Here is a 16939-nt window from a genome sequence, read left to right as displayed (position 1 = left end):
TGCAACATAAACATTGCCTGCGTTATCCACCGCCACGCCGGTTGGCGAATTAAAAGTGGCATTGGCACCATTGGCGTACCCAACAACATTTGCCTGCCCGGCCAGGGTAGAAACGGTACCAACCGGCGTTATTTTCCTGATGAGATCGTTGAAGGAATCGGCCACATATACATTTCCGTTTTTATCAACAGCTACTCCCTGCGGCAACTCAAACGTAGCAACGGTTGACGGGCCGTTTTTGGCGCCATATTTCCCCGGTAAACCTGCCAGTGTAGCTACAACGGCTGCGGTTGTTATTTTTCTGATCAGGTTATTGTTATAATCCCCCACATAAATATTGCCGTTAACATCGGCGCCTAAACCCAACGGGGCCGAAAAACTTGCACTGGTTCCGATATTATTCACCATACCTGCTTTGCCAGTACCTGCAAAAGTGACCACCTGGCCGTAGTGGTTTGGTGGCACTGCGCCGCCGGTATTTTTGGGCGCTAATGCGGTTATGCCTATGTTTACTTTATATGTCTGCGGTGTTTGATAGCTGATATTAGGTGCTGTTAAAAAGGAGCCCGCATTATTTACAGGATGTGGAATATGGCGCGTTTGAGAAAAAGCAGTTCCTGCCTTAAAATAAAATAAGACCAATATGAATACGCTAAGAACACGCTTATTGCTGTTCATATGCTGCTTTAGTAAATGAATTAAAGAAATTACGGTTTATTTAGCGCACAAGATAAAGCTAATATAGCTTATATATCAGCATTTCCAACTGCCGATCATTACTATTTTAACCGTTAAAAATCAAAATCTTAATTTGCCAGGTTTAATAGAGATACGCTATAATACATTTTGCGGTTGCCTGCACCGCTTCAAATAGGAGTGCTATATCGGTGCATCTTTTCACTACCCTTACTTTATGTTCTTTGGCACCTTAATTGCCTTAACAATAATACATTTAGATAAAATCAATTACTATGAAAAAGCACTTCTTAAGATTAATCGCCCTGCTGATATTCGCGTCAGCTATTTCCAGCTGTACTGTTGAATATCGTCAGCGCCACATGCACCATGATAATGACCGTCGCGACAATGACCGCCACGACCACAATTAGCAGCAAGTCCAAAATTGAATTGTAAACAGTACAATTGATAGTGAATTTCCGAATAATTGCTTATAGTTTAAAAGCTTCTGTTAAGGCAGGAGCTTTTTTTTGATTCATAACCGATCAATTCGTTTTTTTTGTCACCAGCACCCAATCCACCAATACCTGCGCCTGCCCGGCTTTTATTTTATCAACAGTTGATTGTTATATGCCAAAATAGGGCGCCTTAATTTTGTTTACACCATTTGGGTAACCGCCGCCTATTGCAAAATTAAGAATGATAAATTTCGCATTATCAAAAGCATACCGGCCGTAATGTTCAACCATAGCACGCGTTACTGAATAGGTAACAATACCATCAACCTTAAAAACAAGGCTATTGGCCGACCAGTCTACTGAGTAAACATGCCACTGGGTTACGTCTGTGCCGTTCGGAAAAATGTACCTGTATGCAAGCGGGGTGTTACCGAAATACTTCGGCCCATGGAGGGCATTGCTGAACCAGGAGGGATCGCCAACGGTTTCCATCATATCAATTTCGCCGCATTCGGGCCAGTCACCGTTCCCTAATGCCCAAAATGCCGGCCATAAACCTGCACCGCCGGTCATTTTCACGCGGGCAGAGGCTGTGCCATAGGTAAACTCCATTTTATGCTGGGTATTTATTCTACCTGATAAAAAATCATATTTTTTATTCTCCTTACTGATATAACCAGGATGGTAAACTGCTTTTAGCAACAATGCGCCGTTTAGCGCTCCATCAGCATCAGCGCCCTTTACCAATGCAATGGTACTTGCCGAATCGACATAAGCCTGCTGCTCCTCGTTCACGGTATTGCCGGTGATCTCAACATTCCATTTTGTACGATCGAGCGTGTTTTCGTTAAAATCTTCAAAAAAAACAGTATCAGTTTTGGATGTGCTTTGCTGTGCTTTTGCCATGTTAATTATTAAAAAGCAGGCCATGGCGGTAAGAGAAAGTATTTTCATGAAAAATTATAATTGGTAACGTAAAAATAGAATATGTAAACATAAATATTTTAGTTTGCGCCGACGAAGTTTTTTTAAAACGGTATTTAATCGCTATATTTTGGCCACATACCCTGCAATCTGCAAAATAGTCGGTAACCTAATCGGCTATCCAGCATCTAACCATTAATCACAATTATTAAAATGAAACTCAGCATAAACAATATATCAAAACGGTACAACAAGGAAAAGTATGGCCTGAAAGACTATTCATTAACCATTGAAAATGGAATCCTGGGCTTATTGGGACCGAATGGAGCCGGTAAATCAACTTTAATGAAGATCATTGCCACCATAAGTCAGCCAACCAACGGCACCATTGAATTGGATGGACATGATATCCAAAAAGACCCCGATTATATCCGGAAAATACTCGGCTACTTGCCGCAGGATTTCGGGGTTTATGCAAACTTGAATGCTTATGAGTTTTTGGAATATATAGCCGCCATGAAAGGTGTTGGCGGCCCGGGTTTGCGAAAGCGGATTGAAGCATTGCTGGAAGGTGTAAACTTAATTGAGAGCGCCAAATTACCGATAGGCACCTATTCAGGTGGGATGAAACAGCGCATTGGTATTGCACAGGCTTTGCTTAATGACCCAAAAGTTTTAATTTTTGATGAACCTACTGTCGGCCTCGATCCTGAGGAGCGGATGCGTTTCAGAAATCTGATATCAGACCTGGCGCAAAACAGCATTATTATTTTATCATCGCACATAGTATCGGATATCGAAACGATTGCGGATGAGGTTGCCATTATGCAATCAGGAATGCTCATCACCAAAGGAACACAGGATGAAGTGATAAAACTGGTGGAAGATAAGGTATTCGAAACCTTGCTTGATAGCGCAGAATTGAGCGATTTTAAAGCAAAAAACCTGGTAGTGAATACCAGCCGGCAAAAGGATAAGGTTTGGGTAAGATATATCAGCAACGATGCTGCCAGCGGGTCAAAATCATCGCCTGCCTCACTTGAGGATGCCTACCTTTTTTTAACTCACAAAAATAATTAAGATGGACGCTTTTTATAAGATCATTATTTCTGACTATAAGCAGCGTACCCGCAGTTACACCTTTCTGATCACGCTTGCTATCAGCTTATACTTTGCTTATGCCTTTTTGCCCGCCGCTAATGCGGCGTATACTACTGTGCGTATCGGAAATTACATAGGCGTTCAAAATGCCGCCTGGATAGGTTATGTAACCGCCATGATGACAAGCGTGTTCCTGGCGATGACTGGCTTTTATCTGGTAAACAGCGGTATAAAAAAAGATATAGATACCGGCGTGGGAGAAATTGTGGCGACTACCCCCATCAGCAATTTCAATTACCTTTTTGCCAAGGCATGCAGCAATTTTTTGGTATTGCTGAGTATTACAGGCTGTGTATTTGTAATGAGCATAGCACTGTTTTTTATACGATCAGCAGGATACCCATTTGATCTGGCACAGTTGATTTTGCCATACCTGCTCATCACGTTACCAACCATATGCTTTGTTGCTGCTTTAGCCGTAGCCGGCGAGGTATTTTTACACAGGTATACCATATTGATGAACGTTGGTTACTTTTTCTTTTTCTGTGCCATGGGATCATTACAGGCGAGCACCACAGGTTCATTTGATCTTTTTGGCAATAAACCTGTCACCAATGCCATGCAGGAATCTGTGGCGCGCCACTCCCGGGGCACCAACCTGGCTTTATCTATGGGTTTTAATTTCAGCGACAAAAGGGACTTTCACTCTTTTATTTTTAACGGGGTAGACTGGACGATTACAGGCATTTTGAGTCGGCTGCTATGGATAGGCTTTGGATTGCTAATCATATTTATCTCCGCAAAATACTTCCATCGGTTTGATATCAAACAAAAAGTAAAAACGAAAAAGAAATCAAGATCATTGGAAATAACTTTACACGCACAACCACTGCATGATATTAAGCTTTCAGAACTGCCGCCGGTTACACCCGCATATGGCATTATGCCATTTGTAAAAACGGAGCTATTAATGCTTTACCGCAAAGGCCCCCGATGGCTTTGGATCATCAATACCGGCGGCATGATAGCATTGTCACTTGCGCCTCTGGTCATTGCTCACCAAATGATCCTGCCCTGTCTTTGGTTTTTACAGGTTGCACGATGGTCGGACCTGGCTACCAAAGAGAAAACCAACCGCATCCACTATTTTACTTATGCTTCTTACAAACCCCTAACCCGTTTGTTGCCCGCTCAAATGATGGCAGGTATCATCATTTCATTGGTTTTAGCTTCGCCCCTGCTGATCAGGTACCTTTTATTAATGCAATTTTTGCCTGTATTCAACATCATTATGGGTGGAATATTTATTGTACTATTTGCCGTTGCGATCGGTATATTAAGCGGAGGGAAAAAGCTATTCGAAATATTGTTTTTCCTTTTTACTTACCTAAATATTGAAAAGGTGCCGTTTACGGATTATTTCGGGGGAATGAATCACGGCATGAATTACATATTCCTTATAGGCGGGTTAATTATGCTGTTGGCTTTTATAAGTTTTACGTGGAGAAAGATGGAGATCAGCAGGGTTTAAATAAAGCTTGTACCGGGATAGCTTAAAATAGAAACAGCTTCGTCAAGCTGTAAAGGGTTGACGAAGCTGTTTCATGAAATCACATTGAGTTTATGATTTCACTTTTATGTACTTTTCAATAATTGTTCTGTTGATATTTTCCTTTTCCACTTTTTCCTGGCCGGTTTGGATCAGTGTATCATTTTTAAAAGTGATGGTAAAATCAAATGATTTGCCCTCCCAGTTCTTATCGCTATAGAAATCGAGGTGCTCGGTATATTTATTACCCACCAGTGTGTAGGCGCCGCCCCCTGCATCAAAATGATTGGTTGAATCCTTTGGTGTATTTAATTTATGTGTGAAAAAAGCGAAATGGGTATCGTTACGGATCTTTAAAAATTGCTGATTTTTTGTATAATCAGTAACAACGCTTACACCCTTGGTAATGGTTGTACCGGTAATTAATTGCCAGGTACCTTTTATATCCAAAGATTGGTCATCAGCTTTTTTGTTATTGTTGCAGGAGAATAAAAAGATCGCAGTGATTGCGAGCGGGATGATTTTAAGTTTCATTTTTAAGCTTTTGTGAGATACTGTATTTGGTTATTTAGTTGAATAACTGGTAATTTAAATCATTTAGTGCTACATAAAAGTCAGCGAATGCCCGCTTGGCACATGTGTTGTTTTAACACCCGGAACGTTCCTTTTAAGCCATTTGAGCATAAACTCTGAACCTGGCTCTTCACTCGCAATATGTCCCAAAACCACTAATGATAAGTTGTCGCCTTTCGCCAGGGCATCGCGTACATACTCGGCTGTTTCCCATTCAGACAATTCGCCCACCATCAAAACGTCAGGTTTATATTTCTCTATACCTTCAATATGAGTTACCCTGCCCACTGCTCCGGGGTACAGCAGCACCCGCTGGCATTTCTGCAAAGGGTCGCCCATGTATCGTACTTTTTCAATATTTAGTTTAGCTTTTGTATGGCGGATCAGCTCCTTCAACGGTTCAGAAGGCATATTAACCAGGTTTGGTAAATCTTTATCGGCATATTTTTGCCATCCCAATTGATCAAGCACACCCATGGTAACACCATCTGGCACCATGCGGTGAATATAATCATGGTTCCGCCAAACGGCTATGTTATGTTCTTTTAAAAGATTGGCCTTATAGCGGTAAACCTGATCGTTCTGCAGCCAGTCTGTCTTATCCTCATGGTTATAAAAGGTAGGCTCGTGGGCGATGATAAAATTCGCGCCAAGGTCAATAGCATTACGGATAACGGCTATGGTGGCAAACATGGTAGTAACAATACCGGTTACTGTGGTATCAGGGCTGCCAGACTTTAGCGTATCCACCGTTTCTGTCATTGCACCGCCCGGCACATCTTTTATAAACAGATCCATGATCTGCTTTACCGTATAGGTTTCTTCTTTCTTTACCGGTTCCGCAGCCAGGCTCATTATCGGCGAAGACAATACGATCCCAGCCCCAACTGCTGTAGAAACATTATAAATGAATTTTCTGCGTGTGTAGCCGGCAAAGCTGCCAGCTTTTTGTGTTCCTGGTTCCATAATTGGTCGGTTTCAGATATTAATTGAAAGGAAACTATTTAAAGTTAAACAATTTACAGTCATGTATGAAGATTTTTCTTCAGCCATTAATTAAGCGATATCAAACTCACCGCAAAAGGTTTCAATTCAATTGTCTCTGAATTTACGATTGACAGGGTTGGTGCATTATCGCCCGAGACTTCATCAACGGTACTTATTTTGGCGCCCTTATATTCAGCGGGTACTTTAATACTGATCGCTTTGTTTCTTTTATTGAGGATAAGCACTTTTTTGCTTTTCCCATTTGAAAAGGCCTGCGCTGTTAAATCATCCCCGTTATTAGCGTCAATATTGGTCTCCACCAGCGTATCCCCGGCTTTAATATTATCTTTTATCATTTTTAAAACCCAGAAACGGGCATTTGGCGCACCGTTCGTATAATTGATCATACTAACGTCTGGGTACTGGGTAGGGAAACCAACCAACTGCGATTCGCCAATTACATCAATTCCGGCTTTTGTCAACCCTATAAAAAAATATGCATAAACGCTTGCCGAAAGGTTCCAGTAGGCCTGCGAAATTGGCTGGTTGCGCATTTCATCACTCACAAATGTTCCCAATTCATCAATGTCCGTTTTAGTTTTGGGGGATAATCTTTTGCGGATGCTTTCTATATAATTTACGGTATTTAAAAAGTTGTCGGCCTTGTCAAACAAAGTGTACTCATAGGCATCAAACTTTTGGTAATTATTAGCATTGGCATAACAATGGTAGGAGATCATATCCAGCGGGATACCGGGTTTATGATGAGCGGGGTTTAAGAAATACTCGAACCATTCCGGTTTTTCAAACGCAAGGGCTAAGCCAACAAATTTGGTGTTTGGGGATACTTTACGAATAGCTATTACCATTGCATCATATCTTTTGGTATAGATTTCCGGTGTATTGGAATGTTCAAGATCCGGTTCATTAAAAATTTCCCAATACGGTATTTTGTAGTAGTAGCCTGATTTACGGTATTTGCCCGATTCGTCGGTAAAGCCGCCTTTAGTGTACCAGCTGATGAGCCTAACATAGTAATCAGTCAGCTCTTTCATAGTTGCATCCCTTAATTGTGTACCGCCCCCATAGTCCCAATCAACCTGGTTAGGGTCTTTAGCATAAGCAACCGGCTTTTCAGTTTTAAACATCCATTGCGGTATGGTACTAAAATTCATGATGGTTGAATGCCCTTTGTTAGCTTCAAAAAAATCAATCGTCATCGGGTCTAGCAGGCTAAAATCCCACGAAGTTTTTCCACTTGCCGGTGCATCCAAGTCGGCCACCGCCAATTTTGGGTACGGAAACCAGGGCACATATCTTACATAGTCGGCACCAAGGTCTTTTAATGCATTGAACGATCCATCGTGCATTAAGGCGCCCCTCCGGAGCATAGGGTTGCCAACCACTTGTAATGTTGGGGTTGATTTGGACACCATTACGGTATGATCCCATTTTACATTTAATGCGGGGCCCTGGGCCATGCAAACGTTCAGGCCAAAAAGGAATAAAGTGAAAACTGAAAAACTTTTCATGTGATATTTATTTTGGTTTATATGAAAATCTAAAAAACTTATACTAAATCATCCGGTCGCTATGCATCAGCATACCTTAACCGTTTCTATACCGAGCAACTGACCTAACTTCATGATTTTTGATGCGATATGCCCTACCCCTATCGCACAATGATGCGCCGGTCCGTGTGCGTTCCACTGCTCAACAAAATTCTTTGCGCTAATGGGGAACCTGTAACGGCTATTGGTATTTCCAATTTCGAGTATAGGCCCTGCAACGGATGCTGCTTCGGCAACCAAAAAAAACAACTTCCCATCGCCCGTTTCAACAACAGACAACAAGGTCACCGGACCGTGTTTAACAGACATTTCGACCGATAGGCCGCTGCCAACTTTACCGTGATATACTTTTAATGGTTTTACTTTGATCCGGCCTTCAGCAATTGCCGGGTGACAGGGGCCATCGTGCCCCATCAGCACTACATCATCTGTAAAATCCATGGCATAATATTCAGTAAATGAGCCCCCAGCGCCAAAACTATCCATGATCTTCATCGCCTGGGCGTTTTTTACTTCATATTCCCCTGCTACCGGAATATGGTTTGACGTAAGCAGGGAAGTACCCATGATCACCGAACTCATCGTATCTGCATTAAGCGGGTTACCCGCGCCTTTATGATAGTAAGCGATCGATCCTAGGCTGTATTTTTTCACTATTTTATCCAGGGCAACTGAAGTTCGTGCGGCGCGTTTCAGTTCATCAATTGAACATTCCGGAATGATCTCAAAACTTTCGGAGAATTCTTCCAGTTTGTCCTTTACTTCATCCTCCGAGACTTCTAGGCGAATGGCTGAAAGTTCATCTACTTCGATAATTTCCATATGGCCGCCAAACACGATTGATTGCAGCGTTAGGTTTGAATAGATATCCAGCATGCCGTTATAATAATTGCCCATCAGCCCCAGCCGGTTATAGCTCATCACATGTGCAACTTTTGCGGCTGCTATCCAATCATCAATTTGCTGCCAGACTGCCGGATCATTATGCAACACGCCGGTAACCTGATGGAATGGAATATTTGCGCGCCTGAACACATTGGCGATCTCAGGAACCGGGCAGGCCGAACAGTAAGCCAGCCACTCACCAGTCATTTTGGTGAGGTCATCCAGTTTGTTAAAAGTTGCATAGTCAATAGCCGCTTCGGGCGCAAGGTTTAAAATGATGACCGGCACTTTGGCTTTTTTTATCACCGGGAGCACTGTAGAAGATAAGGCATAGGTGGTAACATATAAAAATATCAGTTCCACATCCTCCTGTTTGAACTTTCTGCCGGCTTCATAGGCTTTATCCACTGTATCAATTAAACCGAGGTTAACAACTGCAGCGCCCGATCTTTCGATACCGGAGGCTACCTCGCCGATATAGCCACGGAGGCGGTCTTCCAGCCCTGCAAATTGTTCCCAATAAACATCCAGGCCAATGCCAAACAAACCAACTTTCAAAGGAGGTGTTTCCATTATCTTAAATTATTTAACGATAGGTTTCGGGTGGATATTCAACCCAATTAATAATACAGTAATTATTGGGAAAATATACGGATTTTAAAAACCGGATGGCAAGATTTCTTCACCACAGAAATATGGTTTTTAGTATATTTACCTGACGCTATTTAAATCCTATAGATGGGCCTTCACATTTTCGCCATTGTGTTATCGCTTTTGTTGCTCATTTATCACCAGGTGACTACCTGGGTACCGCTTTTTCCATGGAATGACGTGAAGCAATACAGCCGGAAAGAGCTGTTGGCTGAAGCGGGTACAAATGGCATATTAATGGCTAATGGCACGCTATGCCTTGTATTTGGCAATACCGGCTTTCATCACTACTACCCGCTTATTTATTCTCCTGTCCTGCTGAGCGGCGAGTTTTTTCAATGGTGGCTGCCTTACCTGTCAGCGAAGTTTGCCTCATCTAAGGTTAATTTTGATTATGAAAGGCTTTTTGGCCGCACCACAAAACTAATCGCCCATAAACCCGGCAAAAGAACGCCGGATGCTAATCATATTGTACTGCATTCAATCACGGTGATCACGCTAATAGTGGTTTATTTGGATCGGTTAACTTAGATTTGATCAATGTTTCATCGAAGTGCTATCACCCTCAATCCTTAAACTTTCTTTATGGATGGCATTTAATAGTTCGGTCACGAATTCACTTGATAAGCCCTCCCTGTTACCGGCGGCAATACCCTTATCAAGCACCTGTTTAAACCTGGCGGCCTGCAATGGCGGAATATGGTTTTTTGCTTTGTAGATGCCGATCTCCTTAACTATCCGTTCCCGCTCTCCTAAAACTTTCATCAGCTGGTCATCCAGCGAATCAATTTTATGGCGACTGGCGGCAAGGTCCTGTTGGGTATTAACGGGGCTGGTTTGTGCATGTACAGCGCCAATGCTGATTATACAGATCCCAATCGCCAAAATAGCGGCTTTAAAAAACGCATTTTTCATAGAGTATAACTGTTCAAGGCCCTAAATTTAGCGCATTAAATCTTTACTGGCGATGCATCCGGTTAAAAATCTGCCATAACCTGTCAATTTACAGTTAAAAATGGCTAGCGTATCCCCTATTTTTATCCCTGTTTAATTAATCCTATATTTCGCTTTAATTACCTTAAAATACCGGTTCCTATGTCATCACCCAAAAAATTAAAATATTGTTTCAGATTGATTATGGTTACTTTAGTATATCAGGTATTCATATCAAACCAAACAACAGCACAAACCACAGCCGGTACCGCCGCTATGTACGAACAAAGCAGCGAGACTTCGGGACTGGTAATTCAATACGGGCAGGATGTAAATGCCATCAGGGATTTTTATTCGCCCTATACAAAGATCGACGGTTACGAAGATCAATCGGTACAAACCTCGCCCGATGAGCGTAAACGGCTGATCGAGATCGGCGACAGCTACCTTGAAAAACTAAAACAACTGGATTTTGACAGCATGAGTATTTATGGCAAGGTAGATTATACCCTGCTTAAGAAAGAGATTGTGTACGACCTGGGCTCATTAAAGAAGGACGAAACCGAATACAACCAGATAACCGCCTACATCCCCTTTGCTGATGATATTTACCTGCTGGAAAAGAAACGCCGCCGTGGCATCTCGCTCGACGGGCAGGAAGTTGCGCTGCAACTGAACAATATTTTAAAGGCCGTAAACACTTCGAAGGCTTCGTTTGCATCCATTTCATCTATCGATATGCCGCTTGCCCGTAAAGGGAAAGCAACCGTGCTTGGCCTGCGCAGTCGCCTGAAAAGCTTTTATGATTTTTATATTGGTTACGACCCAAACTTTACCTGGTGGGTGCCTAAACCCTATAAAAACCTCGACTCGGCCTTAAATGTTTATGCTACGCTGATCTACAACAAGGGCAAGATCAACACCACCCAAAAGCCCGATAGCAGCGGCATTAAAGGTGTACCCGTTGGCCGTGATGAGCTGATCAGGGAGTTACAGGCCGAAATGATCCCTTATACGCCCGAAGAACTGATCAAGCTGGCTAATAAAGAGTTTGCTTATTGCGATGCAGAAATGCTAAAGGCCTCCAATGAAATGGGCTTCGGCAACGACTGGCATAAAGCGCTGGAGAAAGTAAAAAATAGCTATGTGCCGGCAGGGAAACAGCCCGAAGAGATCCTGAAACTGTATAATGACGCGCTGAGTTTTATTAAAGAACGTGACCTGATCACCATACCGCCCCTTGCCGAAGAAACCTGGGGCATGACCATGCTGACCCCCGAGGCGCAGCTGGTGAACCCCTTCTTTTTAGGCGGCTCGCAAATTATGATCAGCTACCCTACCAATACCATGAACGAGGAGGATAAGCTGATGAGCATGCGGGGCAACAACCCCTATTTTTCGCGTGGCACCGTTCAGCATGAGCTTTTGCCGGGGCATAACCTGCAATATTTTATGAACAGCCGCTATAAATCGTACCGGCAGGCTTTTTATACGCCGTTTTGGATTGAGGGGTGGAGCCTGTACTGGGAACTGCTGCTATACCAGCAGGGCTTCGCCCAAACGCCTGAACAACGCATCGGGATGCTGTTTTGGCGCAAGCACCGTTGCGCACGCATTATCTTCAGCTTAAACTATCACCTGGGCAACTGGACGCCGCAGCAGTGTATCGACTTTTTGGTCGACCGTGTTGGCCACGAACGTGCCAATGCCGAAGGCGAAGTGCGCAGGTCGTTTAAGGGCGATTATAGTCCGCTTTACCAGGTGGCCTACCTTACCGGCGGCTTACAACTGATGGCCCTAAAACATGAACTTGTTGACAGCGGCAAAATGACCTATAAGCAATTCCACGATGCCATTATCAAAGAAAACACCATGCCTATTGAAATGGTACGCGCCACCCTCATCAACCAAAAACTGGAGCGCGATTTTGTAACCAAATGGCGGTTTTATGATTTTGGGAAGTAAAAGAGCGTTGTCATGCTGAGCCCAGTCGAAGCACTGGTGGGCTAAGGCCTTTGCGCACGCCCTTCGACAAGCTCAGGGTGACACCCCAATTTTTTTATTCTTTTTACTTCACCGCCCACTCATGTATCCCTGATGAGTTATCTGCTGGTAACTGCAACTCGAGCTTTAAGGCTGTGGTTTGTACAGGCTCAAACTCAAGGATATTGTATTTGTCTTTAGCGATATCGTATGGGGTGGTGTTTTTTACAGGTACCCAATTGCCATCCTTTTTATAATAAACTTTGTAGGATACCGGGATACGGCAGCCGCCCCAGGGGCCATCATCGTACCAGTAAACTTTTGATTGCGATACGGTATGCAGGGTATCAAAGTCATATTGCACATATTCAGTACTGTTATTTTTTGGCCACCAGTGCAGGTAGGGCATGTTATGGTCGTTGGAGTTTTCGGGGTCATACTGGTCGTTCAGCGCCTTTAGCATCCGTTTGCTGCTTACCGATCCTGATACCTTGCTGGTACTGGCAATGGTTGGCGCAGGTTTTGGGATAGATGCCGATGCTTCGTAAGGAATCCAAACCGTCATCTCGCCAGACCCGCGGTTTGCCCAGGCATAGTATGGGATAGCGGTAACATCCTCGTTGGTTTCTAAAAGCGCATCAGAGTTGATGCGACGCTTGCTGCCCATCCCTTTGGCGGTGATCACTTCAACCCCGTTCAGCAGGTTTGGCCTGTATAAAGCATTGCTTACCGCCATTTTATCAACGGTGATGTTTTGTACGGTGCTGTCGCGGTTATCCGGGCCTTCAAGGCAATATACAATGGGGCCGCGTTCAAACACAAAGCGGTCGCGGTCGGCTTTTACCTGCTTGTTGGCAATTACTTTTTGCGTTTCCATGGGCAGGTCCATGGTCAATTTATCACCTTTTTTCCAGGTGCGGTTTAACACTGCGTAGCCTTTTTCGGTTTGATAAGTCACCGCTTTACCATTTATGCTGATGGTAACCGGCTCGGCTTTGGTATCCATAAAGGTGTACAGATCACCCGGTACAGGTTTGGCAATGGCCCAGCCGGGAATCCGGACGCGCAGCGTAAAACTGGTGCTTTTTTCAGGGTTTACCGTCAAATCTACCTTACCATTCCAGGGGTAATTAGTGGTTTGGATGATGTTGACCCTGCCTGCATCAAGCGTAATATCGCTGCTATTGCTCATAAACAGGTTCACATACAAGTCATTTTTATCATGCGCATAAACATAGCCCGGTACCGAAGGCAAAAAGCGCGTCATATTGGAGATACAGCAGGCACAGCTAAACCAGGCGCTGCGCTGGTGCTGCCCCACGGATGCCAAGGGGTTTGGATAAAAGAACCGGTTGCCGGTTAAGGATACGCCGGATAACAAACCATTATAAAGCGTACGCTCCAGCACATCCACATATTTTGAGTCGCCATGCAGTAAAAACATACGGCTATTCCAGTACACGTTGGCAATGGCAGCGCAGGTTTCGGCATAGGCCGACATATTGGGCAGATCATAAGCATCGCCAAAAGCCTCGCCGTTGCCGGTAGCGCCAATGCCGCCGGTGATGTACAGTTTTTTACCAACCACATCATTCCAGATATCGTCTATAGCATGAAGGTATTGCTGGTTGCCGGTTAAGGCAGCTACATCGGCCATACCTGTATACATGTATGCGGCACGAACAGCATGTCCTTCGGCATCGTGCTGGTCAACTACTTTTTTATCGGCCTGGTTATAGGCATCCCCTTTAGGCCCGCGAACATCAAGGAAGAATTTAGCCAGGTCGAGGTATTGTTTATTGCCGGTAACCCGATATAGTTTTACAAGCCCAATCTCCACAATCTGGTGGCCGGGGTATATTTCTTCTTTACCATAACCAAAGGTGCGCACCAGCAAGTCGGCATTTTTTAGGGCGATATTGAGTAATGTTTTTTTACCGGTAGCCTGGTAATGGGCAACAGCAGCTTCGTACAGGTGGCCTGCATCATACAATTCATGACTTAAAATCTCTTCGTTTTCCCAGCGTTGTTTGCCGATCCATTCATGAGGTTTTTTAGTATTTACCGTGCGGAAGGTGTACAGGTAGCCATCCTTTTCCTGCGCCGCTCCGATAATGCCGATTAAGGTATCAATATACTTATCCAGCGTGGGGTTATTTTTCACCTCCATGGCGTAGGATGCGCCTTCAATCACTTTATAAATATCAGTATCATCAAAAGGGAATTCACTCAGCTGGTCTCCGCTCAGCAATTTGGCGGCACGTAAAAAATTATCGACCCTGCCGTTTGCTTTACATTGCGCGAGTACATAAGGGATGGTAATGTTGGCATTTACCTCCATTTTGGGCTCCCAGAAGCTATCGTTCACATGCACCTGTGTAAACGGCACAGGTTGTATAGGGTAATCTTTTTGCTGGGCAAAAATGTTGTTATCGAAAAAAGCAAGGAACAATACTGCCCCGCAAATAATCCTGAATGAAATTTTAGCCATCATCATATAATCTTCCCCTATAGACTATCAAAAATTTGAATCTCCTGTTGGGTAGCTAAGATAAATAAACAATATTATGATCGGAATTATTGTGTTAAGGGGAAAACGATGTTTTTTCCGAACCGATCACTCTGACTGAAAAAACAGGCACATAAAATACTTATTATTAAATATTTACAAAAAAGCCTGTAACACTTGTGAGTGCTACAGGCTTTCAATTTGGTTAAAATAGTGTATTAATAGGTTAATGGCGTGTTACTGTAAACATGATATTCGCCTGGTGCCAGCGTCATATTAAATGGCAGCGAGGTTACATTAATGGATGTACCCGAAAAATTGTCGTACCAGGTACCTGTTGAAGGAAAGCTTAGCGCAACGGGCTCTGCTACCACATCAAAATTCCCCACTACTTCAACATTATTGGTAGGATCCAATAGCTGGATAAACTTAACAGAACCGGCCAAATTATAAGTGAACGTTGTGGTTGTAAATACCTGGTTTTTAACCTTCATCCTGATCATGCGCGAATAAACCTGGTATAAATGATGGCGGTTTGGGTCGGCCATATACTCCCAGTGTGCTGGCTTATCACCTAACCGGCCGCCTGTGCCAGCATCGTTAATGCTGACATCATAACCACGTTCGCCAAACTGCCAAAGCATTTTGGGGCCAGGTGACGAGAACATAAACACGGCGCCCATTTCATCTCTTTTAAGGCCGGTCGCCAGGTCTTTTATACTATACGATCCATTAACATTACCATAGGCGCCATTTTTAAATTGCAGCCGTTCTTCATCATGACTCTCAAAATAGGAAACCAAAGCAAAAGGGTTAGTGAAACTATACGAATTATAAAACAACCCGGTTAAATCCCACGAGCCGCCGCTGTCGTTATAACTCATTAATGCCTGCTCGCCATTAGTGCTCATGTTGCCCCAGGTCATCATCCCAACATTCGCCAATTCATTTTCTTCCTGGTTGCTGGCAAAATCTTCAAGAATGACATAGAATTTAGGATCGATTGACATCATATAGCTGTTATAATCTTTCCAGATGGCTACCCTGCTGGCATCGTACTGGCCCCAAAGGCCAACATCGCTACCTGAGTTGAATTGGGTAAAACCTTTGGCAAGGTCAAATCTAAAACCATCAATATGATACTCCTGCATCCACCATTTTAAAACATTTTTTACAAAATACTTGGTTGCCACACTTTCGTGATTAAACTGGAAACCAACATTATACGGGTGGGTAGCCACGGCATTATACCAGGGGTTATCCGCCGTAGGCGCTGTGCCATTCCAGTACATCTGCACCATTGGCGACGACCCAAACGAGTGATTTAAAACGATATCCTGGATCACCGCGATACCTTTTGCATGGCAGGCGTCTATCAATGCTTTTAAATCGTTTTTAGTACCATAATATTTATCCGGAGCAAAGTAAAAGTTCGGGTTATATCCCCAGGAATCATTCCCTTCAAACTCGCTCACCGGCATCAGTTCAATCGCATTTACACCTAAATTGGCGATATAACTGAGCGTATCCTTTATTGTTTTATAATCATGTGTGGCAACAAAATCGCGTACCAGTGCTTCGTAAATAACCAGGTTTTTAGGATCAGGGCGTTTAAAGGTAGTATTTAGCCAGGTATAAACAGGCTGGTTGGCCCAAAAAGTACTTACAATACCGCTTGCCCCTGCCGGGTATGCTTTTAAGTTAGGGTATACCGTATGTGACGGTGTATTTACGTATTGGTCGTTATTGGGATCAAGAACTTTTTCTGTATACGGGTCTGCCACTTTTAAATTACCATCGATTAAATACTGGTAGGCATATTCTTTGGTTGGATCAAGGTTATCAACCTGAACCCACCAACGGGTACCATCAACTGAATTTTTCATTGCTGTTGGCTGCCAGCTGTTAAATTCGCCAATAACCCCTACGCTGGTTTTCTTGGGCGCATATAAGTTAAAAATAACCGATTTGCCTGAATTAATAAAGGTTACACCATCTTTGGCATTTGCAGGAGGGTCGACCCCCTGAGTTCCGGTAACGTTCCCGGTATTGTTGTTAGAAGGAGATTTTTTGCAAGAGGTAATACTGATCAATAATAAACCGATGAGTAATAAGTACAAATTCCTGATGTTCATAT

The 16939-nt window shown here is 43.5% G+C and carries 13 protein-coding genes and 1 pseudogene; 5 read left to right on the top strand and 9 right to left on the bottom strand.

The features are described 5' to 3' along the window. A pseudogene (locus QZY09_RS24450) lies at positions 1-678 on the bottom strand (hypothetical protein); the annotation flags it as partial. A 293-nt stretch (positions 679-971) separates the two neighbouring features. Here QZY09_RS24450 and QZY09_RS24445 point away from each other — a divergent pair. Continuing rightward, complete coding sequence (locus QZY09_RS24445) at positions 972-1109, top strand: hypothetical protein (RefSeq protein ID WP_295677288.1); 138 nt, start codon at positions 972-974, stop codon at positions 1107-1109. Positions 1110-1304: 195 nt separating this feature from the next. Here QZY09_RS24445 and QZY09_RS24440 read toward each other — a convergent pair whose 3' ends face one another. Next, a complete protein-coding gene (locus QZY09_RS24440; RefSeq protein ID WP_295677285.1) occupies positions 1305-2090 on the bottom strand; it encodes a glycoside hydrolase family 16 protein in 786 nt (261 codons plus the stop codon). 183 nt (positions 2091-2273) lie between these two features. On the opposite strand from QZY09_RS24440, the gene QZY09_RS24435 reads away from it, so the two are divergent. Then, a complete protein-coding gene (locus QZY09_RS24435; RefSeq protein ID WP_295677282.1) occupies positions 2274-3140 on the top strand; it encodes an ABC transporter ATP-binding protein in 867 nt (288 codons plus the stop codon). A gap of 1 nt (position 3141) precedes the next feature. Next, the gene (locus tag QZY09_RS24430) at positions 3142-4692 is read left to right on the top strand and encodes a hypothetical protein (RefSeq protein ID WP_295677279.1); all 1551 of its coding nucleotides are present in this window, start codon (positions 3142-3144) and stop codon (positions 4690-4692) included. A gap of 90 nt (positions 4693-4782) precedes the next feature. Here the strand turns inward: QZY09_RS24430 and QZY09_RS24425 are convergent, their stop codons facing one another. The 4 genes from QZY09_RS24425 to QZY09_RS24410 form a co-directional block, all read right to left on the bottom strand. Continuing rightward, positions 4783-5244 (bottom strand): hypothetical protein, encoded by a 462-nt coding sequence (locus QZY09_RS24425; protein ID WP_295677276.1) that lies wholly within the window; start codon positions 5242-5244, stop codon positions 4783-4785. 69 nt (positions 5245-5313) lie between these two features. Next, on the bottom strand, positions 5314-6249 hold the full coding sequence (locus tag QZY09_RS24420) for a Nif3-like dinuclear metal center hexameric protein (RefSeq protein ID WP_295677273.1): 936 nt from the start codon (positions 6247-6249) through the stop codon (positions 5314-5316). An 86-nt stretch (positions 6250-6335) separates the two neighbouring features. Continuing rightward, on the bottom strand, positions 6336-7802 hold the full coding sequence (locus tag QZY09_RS24415) for a glycosyl hydrolase family 39 (RefSeq protein WP_295677271.1): 1467 nt from the start codon (positions 7800-7802) through the stop codon (positions 6336-6338). Between the two features lie 66 nt (positions 7803-7868). After that, positions 7869-9299, bottom strand: coding sequence for an arabinose isomerase (locus QZY09_RS24410; protein WP_295677268.1), 1431 nt, complete (start codon positions 9297-9299; stop codon positions 7869-7871). A 165-nt stretch (positions 9300-9464) separates the two neighbouring features. Between QZY09_RS24410 and QZY09_RS24405 the strand changes: the two genes are divergently transcribed. Continuing rightward, the gene (locus tag QZY09_RS24405; RefSeq protein ID WP_295677266.1) at positions 9465-9908 is read left to right on the top strand and encodes a hypothetical protein; all 444 of its coding nucleotides are present in this window, start codon (positions 9465-9467) and stop codon (positions 9906-9908) included. Between the two features lie 6 nt (positions 9909-9914). Here the strand turns inward: QZY09_RS24405 and QZY09_RS24400 are convergent, their stop codons facing one another. Further along, a complete protein-coding gene (locus tag QZY09_RS24400; protein ID WP_295677264.1) occupies positions 9915-10292 on the bottom strand; it encodes a chorismate mutase in 378 nt (125 codons plus the stop codon). A gap of 222 nt (positions 10293-10514) precedes the next feature. Between QZY09_RS24400 and QZY09_RS24395 the strand changes: the two genes are divergently transcribed. Next, a complete protein-coding gene (locus QZY09_RS24395) occupies positions 10515-12275 on the top strand; it encodes a DUF885 family protein (RefSeq protein WP_295677262.1) in 1761 nt (586 codons plus the stop codon). Between the two features lie 103 nt (positions 12276-12378). On the opposite strand, the gene QZY09_RS24390 is transcribed toward QZY09_RS24395, so the two are convergent. Together QZY09_RS24390 and QZY09_RS24385 are read right to left on the bottom strand one after the other, a co-directional pair. Continuing rightward, positions 12379-14790 (bottom strand): beta-L-arabinofuranosidase domain-containing protein, encoded by a 2412-nt coding sequence (locus QZY09_RS24390; protein WP_295677258.1) that lies wholly within the window; start codon positions 14788-14790, stop codon positions 12379-12381. A 230-nt stretch (positions 14791-15020) separates the two neighbouring features. Further along, on the bottom strand, positions 15021-16939 hold a 1919-nt coding region (locus QZY09_RS24385), incomplete at its 5' end, for an alpha-amylase family glycosyl hydrolase (protein WP_295677256.1).

The sequence above is a fragment of the uncultured Mucilaginibacter sp. genome, assembly GCF_903913935.1.
GTDB lineage: Bacteria > Bacteroidota > Bacteroidia > Sphingobacteriales > Sphingobacteriaceae > Mucilaginibacter.
This window is presented reverse-complemented; position numbering and strand designations above follow the sequence as displayed.

Excerpts from the sequence above, each read along its gene's own strand:
- QZY09_RS24390 (WP_295677258.1), bottom strand. The coding sequence starts at position 14,790 with ATGATGATGGCTAAAATTTCATTCAGGATTATTTGCGGGGCAGTATTG.
- QZY09_RS24430 (WP_295677279.1), top strand. The coding sequence starts at position 3,142 with ATGGACGCTTTTTATAAGATCATTATTTCTGACTATAAGCAGCGTACC.
- QZY09_RS24400 (WP_295677264.1), bottom strand. The coding sequence starts at position 10,292 with ATGAAAAATGCGTTTTTTAAAGCCGCTATTTTGGCGATTGGGATCTGT.
- QZY09_RS24425 (WP_295677276.1), bottom strand. The coding sequence starts at position 5,244 with ATGAAACTTAAAATCATCCCGCTCGCAATCACTGCGATCTTTTTATTC.
- QZY09_RS24415 (WP_295677271.1), bottom strand. The coding sequence starts at position 7,802 with ATGAAAAGTTTTTCAGTTTTCACTTTATTCCTTTTTGGCCTGAACGTT.
- QZY09_RS24435 (WP_295677282.1), top strand. The coding sequence starts at position 2,274 with ATGAAACTCAGCATAAACAATATATCAAAACGGTACAACAAGGAAAAG.
- QZY09_RS24395 (WP_295677262.1), top strand. The coding sequence starts at position 10,515 with ATGGTTACTTTAGTATATCAGGTATTCATATCAAACCAAACAACAGCA.
- QZY09_RS24420 (WP_295677273.1), bottom strand. The coding sequence starts at position 6,249 with ATGGAACCAGGAACACAAAAAGCTGGCAGCTTTGCCGGCTACACACGC.
- QZY09_RS24445 (WP_295677288.1), top strand. The coding sequence starts at position 972 with ATGAAAAAGCACTTCTTAAGATTAATCGCCCTGCTGATATTCGCGTCA.
- QZY09_RS24405 (WP_295677266.1), top strand. The coding sequence starts at position 9,465 with ATGGGCCTTCACATTTTCGCCATTGTGTTATCGCTTTTGTTGCTCATT.
- QZY09_RS24440 (WP_295677285.1), bottom strand. The coding sequence starts at position 2,090 with ATGAAAATACTTTCTCTTACCGCCATGGCCTGCTTTTTAATAATTAAC.
- QZY09_RS24410 (WP_295677268.1), bottom strand. The coding sequence starts at position 9,299 with ATGGAAACACCTCCTTTGAAAGTTGGTTTGTTTGGCATTGGCCTGGAT.